The following is a 15,119-nucleotide window of genomic DNA, read 5'->3' on the forward strand; positions in this document are numbered from 1 at the left end:
GTTTTTGCTTCTTTTCTCACATTATACAAATAAGACGTAAATAGAAAGTTAAAACACTGCAATAAAATAAAAAAAGTTGGGCATAAGTATTGCATTGGCAGGAGCATCGTGATAAAGTTGGTCTTGACCGAGTGACCGGATTAGTAAATTGGTCAGAACGCGGACGCAATGATATTTCCTGACGAAAGGGAGTGCACGGGTGGCTGTGGTAGATCGAAGGCAGCAGGTGCTTCAAGCGGCGACGAAATCTTTTTCATTATTCGGCTATAAGGCAACTACAATGGATCAGGTCGCCAAGATTGCCAATGTCGGCAAAGGGACGATTTATACCTTTTTTACGAACAAGGAACAATTATTTGACGAGATTCTGCGAGATGTCATTATTGAGATGAAAAGAATCGCCGAGCGGGAGATTAAACGCGACAAGCCGTTTTTTGATAATCTGCACCGCGTGCTGGACGCCCTGCTGGAATTTCGGAGCGAACATGAGCTATTCATCAAGCTGTCCCAGGAAAGTCGTGATTTCGGAACGCCGCAGGCCGGTGATGGGCTCGACAAGATCGAGAGTGTCGTACTTGAATATTTGGAACGGGAGGTGGAACAGGCAATCCGTCAAGGGGAGATCAAACCCTGCGATCCCCAGATTGTCTCGGTAGTAATGTTCAGGCTTTATATCGTACTTACTGCTGAACTGAGCAAGGTGCATGTGCCTTTGACCAAAGAGCAGATTAAATGCTACTTTCATTTATTTTTGGCAGAAGGCCTGTCACAGTAGAATTTAAGTCCGGTATAGGGACGGCGCCCTGCGAACCTGCGCTTTCCCTGATGTGAACAGGCAATTTTTTTTGCTCTTGACTGACTGAGTGGGGAAAATGGTCAATCGGTGTTACTGTAACATTCACGAAAATATCATTTCAGAGGAATTTATAGCATTTTAAAGAGAGCATATGATTAGAAGGAGAGAACCAGAATGAAATTTTTATCCGTGTTTATCAAGGATCTTGGCGCGGTTTTTAAGAATCCCAAGATGCGTATTTCCATGTTTGCCATTCTGTTCATTCCTGTACTGTACAGCGGATTATTCCTGAAAGCATTCTGGGATCCTTACGGCAAAATGAACGAGCTTCCGGTGGCTGTCGTCAATGAAGATAAAGGCGCTGATTATGAGGGCTCCAAGCTGAGCGCCGGATCAGACCTGGTGGCGGAGCTGAAGAAGACGGACGGGTTCAAGTGGAATTTCGTCAGCCGTGAAGCAGCAGAAGCCGGACTTGCGGACAACACCTATTATATGGCGATTATTGTTCCGGAAGACTTCTCGGCCAAAGCTACTACCCTGCTGGATGCGGATCCGCAGCCGGCCAAAATCATCTACGAGCCTAATGAAGGCTACAACTTCCTGGCTGGCCAAATCGGCGGCACGGCAGTGAAGGATATCAAGAATAAAGTGTCCGCCAAGATTACAGAAGCGTATACCGAATCTGTATTTGATAAAATCACGGATATCGCCAGCGGCCTTGGTGAAGCCGGGGACGGCGCCACCAAGCTTGCTGACGGTGCCACCAAGCTGGATGACGGAGCGCTTAAGCTGAAGGACAATCTGCTTGTCCTGACTGAAGGCACCGGCAAGCTGCTGAGTGGCGTAGCGCCGCTTACCCAGGGTGTGACGGATCTGAATACCGGAGCAGCAGCTCTGGAAGCCGGCAGCAGCACGCTGGCCGGAGGGCTTCAGCAGTTGTCCGCAGCCCATAAGCAGCTGCAGGATGGTGTGACCCAGTCGGCAGCCGGCAGCAAGCAGCTTGACGCAGGGCTGCAGAAGACTGCAGCCGGAGCGGCTTCGCTTAAAGACGGCACACAGTCGGCTGTAGACGGAACTGCCAAGCTGCAGGCTGGCACGAAGTCGGTGGTGGAAGGCAGCGCGAAGCTGGAAGCGGGCCTGACCTCTTCCGCAGAAGGCAGCGCGAAGCTCGAAGCCGGTCTTACGGCTTCGAAGGAAGGCAGCGCGAAAGCGGCAGCCGGAGCCAAAGCGGTAGCAGACGGTCTGCAGGCACTGGCGAAGTCAAATCCGCAGCTTGCGGCAAGCCCGGATGTGCAGAAGCTGCTGGCGGCAAGTACAGCAGTGGCCACTGGCACTGCTCAGCTGGATCAGAGCCAGGAGCAGCTGCTGGCAGGAGCAACGGCACTGCACAGCGGCCAGGAGCAGCTGGTGCAGGGAGCGAATCAGCTGCACAGCGGTTCCCAGCAGCTTGATGCAGGTGTAACGCAGCTGCATGCCGGAGCGCAGCAGCTGAACGCCGGCAGCGCACAGCTGCTGGAAGGACAGCAGCAGCTGTCGGCTGGCGCGGGCACACTTGCAGCAGGCGGCGCTAAGCTGTCGGCAGGCATGCAGCAGTTCGGCGCGAAGCTGGACGAAGCGGCCGCAGGCGGAGTGAAGCTGGCAGACGGCGGCAAAGCGCTTGAAGCCGGAACAGCGAAGCTGCTGAGCGGCGCAGGACAGCTTGGCAGCGGCCTCAGCTCTGTAGCTGACGGCTCGAAGCAGCTGAGTGACGGAGCAGGTCAGCTCAAGGACGGTCTGGATGAGCTGAAAGCAGGCTCCGGTGAGCTGGCCAGCAAGCTGGTCGATGCCGCAACGCAGACTAATGCTGTGAACAAGAGCGATGCGCTGGTATCCATGTTTGCCCAGCCGGTACAGATTGAAGAAGTGAAAGTCAGTAAGGTACCGAACTATGGAACAGGGTTCGCCCCTTACTTCCTGTCGCTCGGTTTGTTCGTAGGCGCACTGATCTGTACGATTGTTATTCCGATGCGAGAATCTGAAGTAATCGGAGCCAGCCGGTTCAACCGGTTCATGAGCCGTACCCTTACGTTCTCCATGATGAGCTTGCTCCAGGCGCTGCTCGCCATCCTGATTGTTCTGTACGGCCTGGGCCTTGAAGTGCAGAGTGTAGGCTTGTTCTACGCCTTCTCCTTCATTACCAGCCTTGCCTTCATGTGGATGATCCAGGCGATCGTAACCTGGCTTGACCAGCCGGGCCGTTTCGTAGTCATCCTGATTCTGATCTTCCAATTGACTACGAGTGCGGGTACATTCCCGCTGGAGCTGATTCCGAACTGGATGAAGATATTCAATCCGCTGCTGCCGATGACTTACAGTGTCAAAGGCTTCAAGGCAGTCATCTCTACTGGCGACTTCAGCTCGATGTGGAATGATGCCGGACTGCTGGCCGCTTACGGCATAGTATTCCTGGCCCTTACCTTCACCTACTTCATGACCCGTGACCGCGGTAATGAGGCTCTGCTGAAAAGTGAACAAGTTTTGACTGTATAATGGAACACTTTTCCTTGTAAATATGAGGACACAAAAACGCCCCCGAGGGGGCGTTTTTGGCTTATACAGAAAACTAAATGGGTAAAAAAAGTACCATATCTATGGCAGGAAAATAAATGGAACGCTTTCAATGCATAAGAACTTATTCGTCTTTTATGCATAATTATGCACCGAGAAGATTTTTTACGCTTTTATCCGCTAAAGCTGCGCTGCAAAAGCATTTGTTAATCAAGCTCATAAAAAAGTTTAAATTGCACTCATGTCAGGTCGATGATAAAATAATATAACCAATCTGGCTTGAATAATTATTAAGATTTTCCTCTGAAAAATTTTCCTGGAATTCCGTCTACTTTATAATAGAAAGGTTGCGTATGATGAGACACACTGAACTGCCCGGCAAACAGGGCCTTTATGATCCTCAGTTCGAAAAAGACGCTTGCGGCATGGGATTTGTTGCCCATATTAAAGGCAAACCGTCCCATGATATTGTTAGCAATGCTCTGACTATGCTCTTTAATATGGAGCATCGGGGAGGCCAGGGAAGCGAGCCGAACTCTGGTGACGGAGCCGGCATTATGCTGCAGATTCCGCACCGTTTCTTTGCCGGCGAAGCAGCGAAGCTTGGCTTTGAGCTGCCGGAACAGGGCCATTACGGCGTGGGCATGATCTTTCTGTCTCATAACGAGGAGATCCGGGCCCGCCATGAGGCGCTCCTGAGCGAGATTATCGCTGAAGAGGGCCAGCAGGTGCTCGGCTACCGCGATGTGCCTACCTTTGACGAAATGCTCGGCAAGACGGCCAAGGCTGCCAAGCCTTATGTGCGGCAGGTATTTATCGGCCGCTCTGAAGGAATTAAGGATGATCTTTCTTTTGAACGCAAGCTGTACGTGATCCGCAAACGTGCGGAGCTGTCGATCCGCTACGGCGGAGCAGAAGAGGGTGAATCCTTCTACGTACCGAGTTTATCCTGCAAGAAGATCGTATACAAGGGCATGCTGACTACTGTACAGGTAGGACAGTTCTACCTGGATCTGCAGGATGAGAAGCTGGAGTCGGCGATTGCGCTTGTCCACTCCCGGTTCAGTACCAATACCTTCCCAAGCTGGGAACGTGCCCACCCTTACCGCTTCATGATTCACAATGGCGAAATCAACACCCTTCGCGGCAATGTGAACTGGATGCATGCCCGCCAGTCACTGTTCAAGAGCGAAGTGTTCGGAGAGGATCTCGGCAAGATCAAGCCGGTAGTTAACCCGGACGGCTCCGATACTGCGATGTTCGATAATACGTTCGAGTTCCTGTACCTGAGCGGACGCTCCCTGCCGCATGTTGCGATGATGATGGTTCCTGAGCCTTGGAGCAATCATGACAGCATGGACGGGAAGAAGAAAGCCTTCTATGAATTCCACAGCACCCTGATGGAGCCATGGGACGGGCCTGCCGCTATGGGCTTCACCGACGGCGTGCAAATCGGGGCGATCCTCGACCGTAACGGTCTTCGTCCTGCGCGTTATTATGTCACCAAAGATGATCTGATCATTCTGTCCTCCGAAGCGGGAGTCCTTGATATCCCGGCAGAGGATGTACTATACAAAGACCGCCTGAGACCGGGCCGTATGCTGCTCGTGGATACGAAGCAGGGACGGATTATCTCTGATGAAGAGGTCAAGGCTGAAATCGCTGCAGAGCAGCCTTATCAGGATTGGCTGGATGAGCACCTGATCAGCCTGGATGAGCTTCCGGAGGCACCGGAGCTGCCGAATCCGAAGCATGATAATGTGCAGCAGCTTCAGCAGTCGTTCGGTTATACCTTTGAAGATCTGCGCAAGGTGCTGGAGCCTATGGCTTCCACAGGTGCCGAGGCTGTCGGGTCCATGGGTTATGATTCACCACTGGCGGTATTGTCTGACCGTCCGCAGCGGCTCTACAACTACTTCAAACAAATGTTTGCCCAGGTAACCAACCCGCCGATTGATGCGATCCGTGAAGAACTGGTAACGTCCACGGCAACAACGATCGGGCCTGAACGCAATCTGCTCAAAGCAGAACCGGAGAGCTGTCGTCAGATCTCGCTGGATTCTCCGATTCTCTCGAACGAGGATTTCGCCAAGCTGCGTCATGTACGCCGTGCCGGCTTCAAATCGATGTCCATTCCGATTCTCTTCCCGGCAGAGCTGGGGGCGGAAGGGCTGCGTATCGCTCTGGAGCGTATGAATGAGGCGGCAGACCGCGTTATGGCCAAAGGACATAATATTCTTATTCTGTCCGACCGCGGGGTAGACCGCGACAATGCTGCAATCCCGGCGCTGCTGGCTGTCTCCAGCCTGCATCACCATCTGATCCGCTCGGGAACACGGACCAAGGTCAGTATCCTGCTGGAATCCGGTGAACCGCGTGAAGTTCATCATTATGCGCTTCTGCTTGGTTATGGTGTCAGTGCGGTCAACCCTTATCTGGCCTTCGAGAGTCTGGATGATATGATCGGCCAAGGCCTGCTCCGCGGAATCTCGCATGAGAAGGCTGTGAAGAACTATATCAAGGCAGCTACGAAGAGTGTTGTCAAAATTCTGTCCAAAATGGGTATCTCCACGATTCAATCCTACCGCGGCGCACAGATTTTTGAAGCTGTAGGCCTGAACTCGGAGTTCGTAGACCGCTACTTCACCTGGACACCATCCCGTATCGGGGGAATTGGCCTGGAGGAAGTGGCTCTAGAAGCACTTGCCAGCCATAACCGCGCCTTCACCGACAAAGACGGTAATGACAAGGTGCTGGATTCCGGCGGTGAATACCAGTGGCGGAGTGACGGGGAAGAGCATCTGTTCAACCCGCAGACGATTCATCTGCTGCAGCATTCCGTACGCAGCGGAGATTACGAGATGTACAAGAAATATGCGGCACTTGTTCAGGGCGAAAGCGAGAAACACCAGACGCTACGCTCGATGCTGCAGTTCAAACCGGCTAATGGACCTGTGCCGCTGGACGAGGTAGAACCGGCGGAATCGATCATGAAACGCTTCAAGACCGGCGCCATGTCCTTCGGCTCGATCAGCAAGGAAGCCCATGAGACACTGGCCATTGCCATGAACCGTATCGGCGGCAAGAGCAATACCGGTGAAGGCGGGGAAGATCCGGCTCGCTTCATTCCGGACGCTAACGGCGATTCCCGCCGCAGTGCGATCAAGCAGGTGGCATCGGGACGGTTCGGCGTAACCTCGAACTATCTGGTGAATGCCGACGAGATCCAGATCAAGATGGCACAAGGCGCCAAGCCGGGTGAAGGCGGACAGCTTCCAGGCCGCAAGGTATATCCTTGGGTTGCCGAAGTCCGCGGCTCTACAGCAGGTGTAGGTCTGATCTCACCGCCGCCACATCATGATATTTACTCGATTGAGGATTTGGCGGAGCTGATCTATGATCTGAAGAATGCCAATCCTCGTGCCAATATTAACGTTAAGCTTGTATCCGAAGTCGGCGTAGGTACCATTGCCGCCGGTGTGGCCAAAGGCCGTGCCGATATTATCCTGATCAGCGGTTATGACGGCGGCACCGGTGCTTCACCGATGAACTCCATCCGTCATGCCGGACTTCCTTGGGAGCTGGGTCTGGCTGAGACGCACCAGACACTGATGCTGAACAATCTGCGCGACCGTGTTGTGCTGGAAACAGACGGCAAGATGCTCAGCGGGCGTGATCTGGCAGTAGCTGTTCTGCTTGGCGCCGAAGAATACGGCTTCGCTACTGCACCGCTGGTAGCTGTAGGCTGTATCATGATGCGTGTGTGTCAGATGGATACCTGCCCGGTCGGCGTTGCTACGCAGAATCCGGAGCTGCGCAAGAACTTCATGGGAGATCCGCAGCATGTCGTTAACTTCATGACCTTTGTAGCACAGGATCTGCGTGAGATTATGGCAGAGCTTGGCTTCCGTACCATTGAGGAAATGGTCGGCCGCACGGATTGCCTGGATGCGGTTCAGGCTTCGACCCACTGGAAGAAGCAGGGCGTTGATCTGAGCAGCCTGCTGCACACACCGGCTATGCCGGAAGGAAGCACACGCTTCCGCAGCAAACACCAGAATCATGGCCTGGAAGAAACGCTGGATATGACTCACCTGCTCGATATTGCCGCTCCTGCACTGGAATCCGGCACAGCAGTTGAAGCATCTCTGCCGATCACGAACGTCAACCGTGCAGTGGGTACGATTCTGGGCAGCGAGCTGACGCGCAAATATGGCGCAGCAGGTCTGCCGGATGACACCATCAAGCTGTATTTCACAGGCTCGGCCGGACAAAGTCTGGGCGCATTCGTACCGAAGGGCATCACGATTACGGTCGAAGGCGACTCCAATGACTATGTCGGCAAAGGGCTGTCCGGGGGCAAGCTGATTATCAGACCGTCCCGCAAGGCAACCTTTGCGGCAGAAGATAATATCATCATCGGAAATACGGCGCTGTATGGAGCAACTGGCGGCGAAGCTTATGTCAGCGGTATCGCCGGTGAACGCTTCGCAGTCCGCAACTCCGGGGCGAATGTAGTCGTTGAAGGCGTGGGTGACCACGGCTGCGAATACATGACTGGCGGCCGTGTAGTTGTTCTGGGTGAAACGGGCCGCAACTTTGCGGCAGGGATGTCAGGCGGTATCGCCTATGTATATGATCCAGACAGCACGTTCATCAAACGCTGTAACCTGGAAATGGTATTGCTGGAGCGTGTGGAGGAGGCGGATGAAATCGCTGAGCTGCATGGCCTGATTACCCGTCATACCGAGCTTACAGACAGCAATGCGGGCAGAACGATTCTCGATTCATGGGATCAGGCCCTGCCGAAGTTTGCCCGTGTCATTCCGAAGGATTACAAACGGATGATGGAACAGATCCGCAAGGTGGAGCAGAATGGCCTGACCGGCGAAGCTGCCCTGATGGCTGCTTTTGAGGCGAATATGCGTGAGCTTGCCCGTGTCGGCGGCTAATTATAAGTGGCAGTAGTAATTAATAATGAACAGCCAGTCCGTATAGATAGCCCAATTCACCGCTGTTAATCGCTAATGATTGAGCATCCGTACCCGACTAGTTCAACATACTATGTCTCACGACCAAAGGGACAGTATCCTCTTCGTATACCGAAGGGATACTGTCCCTTTTACTATTACTGCATATTTTTCCGGTTTTCAGGAAAAAGGAAAGTTGTGGTAGAATATAAAAATGTATGAAATGGGTTTTTGTTTTACACTAAGGTGAAAGTAGCGGAGGGGAAGTTTGGAACTGTAGGAGCGGTTGCGTCCGCCTTTGTCTGCGGATTTCCACCGCAAAAGCGGTATGAATCAAGAAATCTGCAGACAACAGCGGCCGGAAGTCCAGACATTCCCCGCAGTTACGACGGACACTTTAAGTAAAAAGATAGCCCGTTTCATCCAAACCGACGAAAGGAAGTGAAGTTATGCCGAATACGGCAGAAGTTGTGAAACCTGTGGCCAGCCTGATGGGGGTTACCAAAAAGATCGGCTCCAAAACGCTGATCAACGACTTGACCCTCGATATTCCGCCCGGGCAAATCTTCGGATTCCTGGGCCCGAACGGTGCCGGTAAAACAACTACCATCCGCATGATGGTAGGTCTCATCTCCATTAGCCGCGGGGATATACTCATCTGCGGACGCAGTATTAAAGATCATTTTGAAGAGGCGATAGCGAATGTAGGGGCTATTGTGGAGAATCCGGAAATGTACAAGTTTCTTACCGGATACCAGAACCTGCGCCAGTATGCCCGCATGGTCCCCGGTGTGACTAAGGAGCGGATTAATGAAGTAGTAGAACTGGTAGGTCTCGGCCAGAGAATCAACGACAAGGTTAAGACCTATTCTCTGGGGATGCGCCAGCGGCTGGGTGTGGCCCAGGCACTGCTGCACCGGCCGAAGCTGCTGATTCTCGATGAGCCGACTAACGGGCTGGACCCGCAGGGCATCCGCGAGCTGCGCGATTATCTGCGCCTGCTGTGCCAGAAGGAAGGTACTACTGTTTTTGTCTCCAGTCATTTGCTCGCTGAAATGGAACTCATGTGTGATAGTGTGGCGATAATCCAGAACGGCCGCCTGATCGAAGTGAAACAGCTTAAAGCTGTAGGCAATGTGATGGTGCCGGTGGGTGAGACCCTGTTCGAAGTGGATCAGCCTGAAGCTGCGCTGGAACTGATGGGCCGTGGCGTGGTGAAGGACGGGGGCATTGCTGTAGAGGCGGTGCGGGAGGAAATTGCCGAGCTCAACGCGAAGCTGGTGGCCGGCGGAATTAAGGTGTACAGCATCAAGCCGCTGTTCCGGTCATTGGAAGATCAATTCTTGGAGATTACAGGAGGTGAAGGCATTGGGTGAGTTCGCTGCTCTCATACATAATGAGAATATCAAAATTTACAGACGTCTGCGGACATGGATTATGCTGTTCATTCTGGCGGTTATGAGTGCGCTGTTTCCGGCGCTAATCCATTTCACCAGTGGGGGCAATGAGGTAACGATCGGGTTATGGGACAGCTTCCAGACTACCGTAGCAATTGCTTTTTTCCTGAATACCATCTTCACAGCCCTGGTGGCTGCTGACTCCGTTGCGGGCGAATTCACCTGGGGAACGATTAAGCTGCTGCTGATCCGCCCTTGGAGCCGCTCCAAAATCCTGCTCTCGAAATATATATCGATGGTGCTCTTCAGCTTGTTCAGCACTCTACTGCTGATCGTGTTTGGTTATGGCTCAGCCCTGATCTTCTCGTCCTCAGCCGTGGATTCGTTAGGGGGCCCGACGATGGACTGGAGCCAGGGAGAATACGTTTTTCTGACGATTATGTGCGCCTACATTGAGCTGTTTCTCACAGCAGCCATTGCCTTTATGATCTCCAGCGTATTCCGTTCCAGCGGCCTTGCAATTGTACTGTCGCTGTCCATCATGTTCACCAAAGATATCTTTATCGCCATCTTCAGCCCGGAACGGTATGAGTGGGCCAACTATCTGATTTTTGCCCATATGAATCTAAGCGGCTATCTGCTGTCGGACACCGGCCCCGGAGGCGCTACATTAGGGTTCGCGATTGCTGTCCTCGCGGTGTATTACGTTATTTTCATGCTCGTCTCATGGATTGTATTCCGTAAAAGAGATGTAGCTGCTTAATGTGGTACAAGGCTGTACAAGGACTGGAAGCAAGCATATGCGGGGTTATGCCCGCTCAGCCTGCTTCCAATTTGTTCTGTTTATGGGAACCCCGCTCACCTGCCTTGTCCGCAGAATCACCTGCCTGAAGCCCGCCCGCTGTCTTTGTGGCGGGCTGTTCGGCCATGGCCACAGATCCGTTCAGCACGCTGCCTTCCATAATACTCAGCGCACCGGCCGCAATATTACCGTGCAGCTGTCCGGTTTCGGTCATGATCAGCTTCTGATCAGCGGTCACGTTGCCGTAGACCTTGCCGGCGATAATAATCTCCTGTGCCTTAATGCTGGAGTGAACGGTTCCCTGTTCACCGATCGTAACTGTCCCCTGACACAGGATTTCCCCGCTGAAATTCCCTTCAATCCGCAGATTGGTATCGCAATGGACTTTACCTTCAAGTGTGCCTCCATGTCCGATAAGTGAATCGGTCGATTTATAGGGAGCACTTTGTCTACGTTTGTTCCACATGCCTGCATTCCTCCTTGTATTCTTAAGGTTTAACATAATTCAACGGATTCACCGGCTTATTCTGCTTCACAACCTGGAAATGGAGATGGGGACCCGTGCTGCGTCCGGTGTTGCCGAGCATGCCAATTTGCTCCCCTTTGCTGACCTTGTCACCGGGCGAGACCACCATGCCGTTCAAATGCATATACCAGGTTTCCAGCCCGTTCGCATGTTTGATAATGATATATTTGCCTCTGGCGCCCAGCTGGTCGGCAGAGGTGACCACACCTTCCATCGCTGCGTATACAGGGTCACCGATGCGGCCGGCAATGTCGATTCCGGAGTGGTAGGCGGAGACACCCTTGAAGGGATCGGAACGATAACCGAAGCTGGAGGTGATCACCTTCGAGCCTGTGGGCCATAGAACAGCCGGGGCCAGTCTCGCTTTTTCTTCATGTGCCTTCTTGGCTTGCAGGTTAGCTTCCAGAGTATTGGCTTTTTCGGCCTCTGTAATCGTAGTGGAGATACGGCTGACCATTTCGTTCAGCATCGTTTTTATTTCTTCGTAGTCGTCTCTTGTTTCCTGAACCAGCTCCAGCGGGTCATTGGCATACACAGCGATGTACTCCCCGCCAACCTGGGAGGGGACTGTACTTCCTAATGCAGCGGTAACTACACCGAAACGGAAATCAACTGCAGACAGAGTACCGGCAGATGAGTCTGATGAAGGTTCTGCAAGGAACAAGGTCGTACTTGAACGGCCTAAGGTTCCCTTGACGTCTCCCGTAGTCCCGCTTGCAGCCACTTTGGCTGATGCAGCAATGAACGGCCGGCTGCTTGCAGCAGAAGCTGCAGAGGCTGTGGGTTCATTGTCGTCTGTACCGGAAGAAGAGGTCGTCTCTTGCTCAATCAGCGACTGCAGCTGCTGCTCCAGTTCAGAGACACTCTTCAGCTTCTCTTTGATGGTCTGGGCTTCCTCCGAGAGCTCGGTCACCTGGCTGCGGAGCTGCAGCAGCGCCTGGTCCTTGTCGGCGACCTTAAGCTCCATCCGGATATTCGTCAACGATAGTGCTGCAGCTTCGGCCTCCAGCTCAGAAATGGACTGGGAGGCATGAATATGCATAGAGGTGACCAGACTGGAGAGGGAAAGGGCAGCCGCAGCAGGCAGGGCGAAGGCAAGCGGCTTGGACAGCTGCAGCTGTCTGACCGGCCGTCCGGCCTCACGGACGACGAGCAGCGTAATCTTTTTATGATCGGGCTGACTCTTCATAACGTCTCCTTCCTGCGGCCTTTAGCAGCCGCGTGGTATGAACTGAGTGAATCCAGCATTGCTATATCGCGGGGCTCATCCGATTCGTCCTACTACTCTATGTATTCCATTCCTCTGGCGAACATGACAACGGTTTGTTTGAATAAAGAAGGTGAGTTACGGCAAGACCTGTAGTAGATCATCTTCAATAACATAACTTTTAGGAGGCCCGGAATGAGGATATTCGCTGTTATCTTATGTCTTTTTATCATACAGATTGCCATTATCGTTATATCGGAGTTCCGCCGTCCGCAGAGGGCACTGGCCTGGATAATCATTACCTTCTGCTGTCCGCCGCTGGGGCTGCTGTTCTATTATTTCCTCGGGCGGGATTATTGGCAGAGCCGGAAGCTTGGTAAACGGTGTGTGTCTCTGCTGAGGGAGATCCGCGCCCATGTTGCCGGCAAAATCCATATCGTCAAAAGCACGGCAGATACCGGGAATCCGGGTTTTGAGAACCGTAAGGAGCTGCTGCATTTGCTATCAGGCCTGTCAGAAAGTCACATTACAAGCCATAATCAATGTCAGGTGCTCAATAATGCCGGAGATGCCTATAAGGCGATGCTGGATGTGATGGAGAATGCGCAAGAGCATATCCACATGGAATTTTATATTTTCCGGGATGATGATATTGGCAGGCAGTTTCAGGAGATTATGATCCACAAGGCGCGTCAGGGGGTTAGGGTGCGTCTGCTTTGTGATGGGCTTGGGAGTCATCAGCTGAGCCGGAGATTCGTGAATACGCTCAAGAATGCAGGGGCGCAGGTTCACTTTTTTCTGCCTCCGCTTACTTCGCTGCTGGACCGCCGCTTCAATTACCGCAATCACCGCAAGATACTCGTGGTCGACGGGCTGACCGGCTTCACCGGGGGAATGAATGTAGGGGATGATTATCTGGGAAAAGACTCCAAGATGGGCTATTGGAGAGATACGCATCTTCGTCTTGAAGGGGATGCTGTATATCATCTGCAATATGTGTTTCTCAAAGACTGGAGACTGGCAGCCGGTGACAGTATGAGCCATCCGCGTTTTTTTCCTGCTCATGCCTGCAGCGGACCGGATGCTGTACAGATTGTTGCTAGCGGGCCCGATGGGGCAATTGATGCCACACAGGAGATGTTTTTCGCTTCACTCTGTGCGGCGAAGGAGCGCATCTGGCTGACCTCCCCGTATTTCATTCCGGACCCTGCCATCTGCCGGGCGCTCAAGAATGCGGTGCTCAGCGGAGTGGATGTGAGGATCATTATCCCGGCGAAGCCGGACAACAAGCTGGTGTATAAGGCAACCCTGTCTTACCTGGAGAATCTGCAGGATGCCGGAGTGAAGTTCTACTGCTATACAAGAGGCTTCATGCACGCGAAAGTTATGATTATTGATGATGTACTGGCAACGGTAGGCAGTGCGAATCTGGACATGCGCAGCTTCTATTCCAACTTTGAACTGACGGCTGTTCTGCTCCGTCCGGCGATCATTGCGGAACTGGCAGAGGACTTCAGACAAGACCTGAAGCACAGCGAATTCATCGATCCCAAAAAGTTTATGAAGAGAGCGCATAATGTCAAATTGATTGAGGGGCTTTGTCAGCTCTTATCACCGCTTTTATGACGTTAAATATGAAGTAAGCATCGTTTTTCGAAGGTTATATCATGTTCCATGCGTTATTTGAGCTTCCTTTATGATATAATAGGAATATAAGAAGCAAAGGGGAGAAAGCCTAGCTGTGAAGTCTGCTTTCGTATACTTCTTAGATATACTATTTATAGGGGGAGTTCTATGACTGTAAGCCAACAAATCTTTACGAGTGAGGAACAGAAGAAGCCTCAGAAATCAGGGGCTTTCAAGACAGCGAAGCTGGCCCAGCGGATTGTGATGATTATCATCGGAGCGGCCATGATGTCTGTTGCGCTTGAGATTTTTCTTGTTCCCAATGAGTTGATTGACGGCGGAATAACCGGTATTTCTATTATGTTGTCCCATATTTTCAATATACCTCTGGGTATTTTATTGACACTGCTTAACCTGCCGTTTCTGGTAATTGGTTATAAGCAGATTGGTAAGACCTTTGCCTTATCTACTTTATTTGCGGTAGTTGTGATGTCCATCGGTACTCAATTGCTCCATCCTGTAAATCCGATTACGGTTGAACCGCTGCTTGCCGCAGTATTCGGAGGGGTAATTCTCGGAGTAGGGGTTGGACTCGTTGTACGTTATGGCGGATCGCTTGATGGTACAGAAATTGTGGCCATCCTTGTGTCCAAGAGGCTTCCGTTCTCTGTGGGAGAAGTTGTAATGTTCTTTAACCTGTTTATTCTTTCCAGCGCGGGCTTCGTTTTTGGCTGGAATAATGCCATGTTTTCACTGATTGCCTATTATATTGCTTTTAAACTGATCGATATTACATTGGAAGGTCTGGATCAATCGAAATCGGTATGGATTATCAGTGATAAATTCCGTGATATCGGTGAAGCATTGACGGAGCGTCTGGGACGTGGAGTAACGTATCTGGATGGTGAAGGCGGATTCTCCGGCGATAACAAGAAAGTTATCTTTGTAGTCATTACCCGTTTGGAAGAAGCAAAGCTTAAGTCCATTGTAGAAGATTGGGATTCTGACGCATTCATCGCGATCGGCAATATCCATGATGTCAAAGGCGGCCGATTTAAGAAAAAAGCAATCCATTAGCGGGTACGGTATAACCGGAGCGCTTCCGAAGGAAGGTATATTTACGAACGTCAGAGTAATCAATGCGGCGGTCCTTGCTTGCTGCGCCGTATTCTCATATATAATACCTTCTGTCCATATGCTGGACGCCAAATAAGCCCGCAGCCTAGAGTATAGGTAACTGCGGGCTTA

At 52.0% G+C, this 15,119-nt stretch carries 9 protein-coding genes; 7 read left to right on the forward strand and 2 right to left on the reverse strand.

The genetic code is table 11. From position 1 onward, the window contains the following. The first annotated feature begins 199 nt into the window (after positions 1–199). The 5 genes from R50912_RS05150 to R50912_RS05170 all read left to right on the forward strand — a co-directional run bounded on the left by R50912_RS05150 (position 200) and on the right by R50912_RS05170 (position 10,473). Positions 200–775, forward strand: coding sequence for a TetR/AcrR family transcriptional regulator (locus R50912_RS05150; protein ID WP_039302173.1), 576 nt, complete (start codon positions 200–202; stop codon positions 773–775). Between the two features lie 195 nt (positions 776–970). Next, positions 971–3,325 (forward strand): YhgE/Pip domain-containing protein, encoded by a 2,355-nt coding sequence (locus R50912_RS05155; RefSeq protein WP_042232943.1) that lies wholly within the window; start codon positions 971–973, stop codon positions 3,323–3,325. 374 nt (positions 3,326–3,699) lie between these two features. After that, entirely contained in the window at positions 3,700–8,295 is a 4,596-nt protein-coding gene (gene gltB, locus R50912_RS05160; RefSeq protein ID WP_042241606.1) for a glutamate synthase large subunit, read from the forward strand. Between the two features lie 467 nt (positions 8,296–8,762). Continuing rightward, a complete protein-coding gene (locus R50912_RS05165) occupies positions 8,763–9,689 on the forward strand; it encodes an ABC transporter ATP-binding protein (protein WP_042232945.1) in 927 nt (308 codons plus the stop codon). After that, positions 9,682–10,473, forward strand: coding sequence for an ABC transporter permease (locus R50912_RS05170; protein WP_042232947.1), 792 nt, complete (start codon positions 9,682–9,684; stop codon positions 10,471–10,473). The genes R50912_RS05165 and R50912_RS05170 overlap by 8 nt, the downstream gene beginning before the upstream one ends. A 55-nt stretch (positions 10,474–10,528) precedes the next feature. On the opposite strand, the gene R50912_RS05175 is transcribed toward R50912_RS05170, so the two are convergent. Together R50912_RS05175 and R50912_RS36160 are read right to left on the reverse strand one after the other, a co-directional pair. Beyond that, positions 10,529–10,978 (reverse strand): bactofilin family protein, encoded by a 450-nt coding sequence (locus R50912_RS05175; RefSeq protein ID WP_042232949.1) that lies wholly within the window; start codon positions 10,976–10,978, stop codon positions 10,529–10,531. A gap of 22 nt (positions 10,979–11,000) precedes the next feature. Next, positions 11,001–12,227 (reverse strand): M23 family metallopeptidase, encoded by a 1,227-nt coding sequence (locus tag R50912_RS36160; RefSeq protein WP_052416005.1) that lies wholly within the window; start codon positions 12,225–12,227, stop codon positions 11,001–11,003. A 213-nt stretch (positions 12,228–12,440) separates the two neighbouring features. Between R50912_RS36160 and cls the strand changes: the two genes are divergently transcribed. Beyond that, complete coding sequence (cls, locus tag R50912_RS05185) at positions 12,441–13,871, forward strand: cardiolipin synthase (RefSeq protein WP_042232951.1); 1,431 nt, start codon at positions 12,441–12,443, stop codon at positions 13,869–13,871. Between the two features lie 168 nt (positions 13,872–14,039). Next, a complete protein-coding gene (locus R50912_RS05190) occupies positions 14,040–14,948 on the forward strand; it encodes a YitT family protein (RefSeq protein WP_042232953.1) in 909 nt (302 codons plus the stop codon). Positions 14,949–15,119 lie beyond the last annotated feature (171 nt).

Origin of the sequence: Paenibacillus sp. FSL R5-0912 (assembly GCF_000758605.1) — a bacterium.
GTDB lineage: Bacteria > Bacillota > Bacilli > Paenibacillales > Paenibacillaceae > Paenibacillus_AQ.

Coding starts and splice junctions, on each gene's coding strand:
- R50912_RS05155 (WP_042232943.1), top strand. CDS start 971: ATGAAATTTTTATCCGTGTTTATCAAGGATCTTGGCGCGGTTTTTAAG.
- gltB (WP_042241606.1), top strand. CDS start 3,700: ATGAGACACACTGAACTGCCCGGCAAACAGGGCCTTTATGATCCTCAG.
- R50912_RS05165 (WP_042232945.1), top strand. CDS start 8,763: ATGCCGAATACGGCAGAAGTTGTGAAACCTGTGGCCAGCCTGATGGGG.
- R50912_RS05175 (WP_042232949.1), bottom strand. CDS start 10,978: ATGTGGAACAAACGTAGACAAAGTGCTCCCTATAAATCGACCGATTCA.
- R50912_RS36160 (WP_052416005.1), bottom strand. CDS start 12,227: ATGAAGAGTCAGCCCGATCATAAAAAGATTACGCTGCTCGTCGTCCGT.
- cls (WP_042232951.1), top strand. CDS start 12,441: ATGAGGATATTCGCTGTTATCTTATGTCTTTTTATCATACAGATTGCC.
- R50912_RS05190 (WP_042232953.1), top strand. CDS start 14,040: ATGACTGTAAGCCAACAAATCTTTACGAGTGAGGAACAGAAGAAGCCT.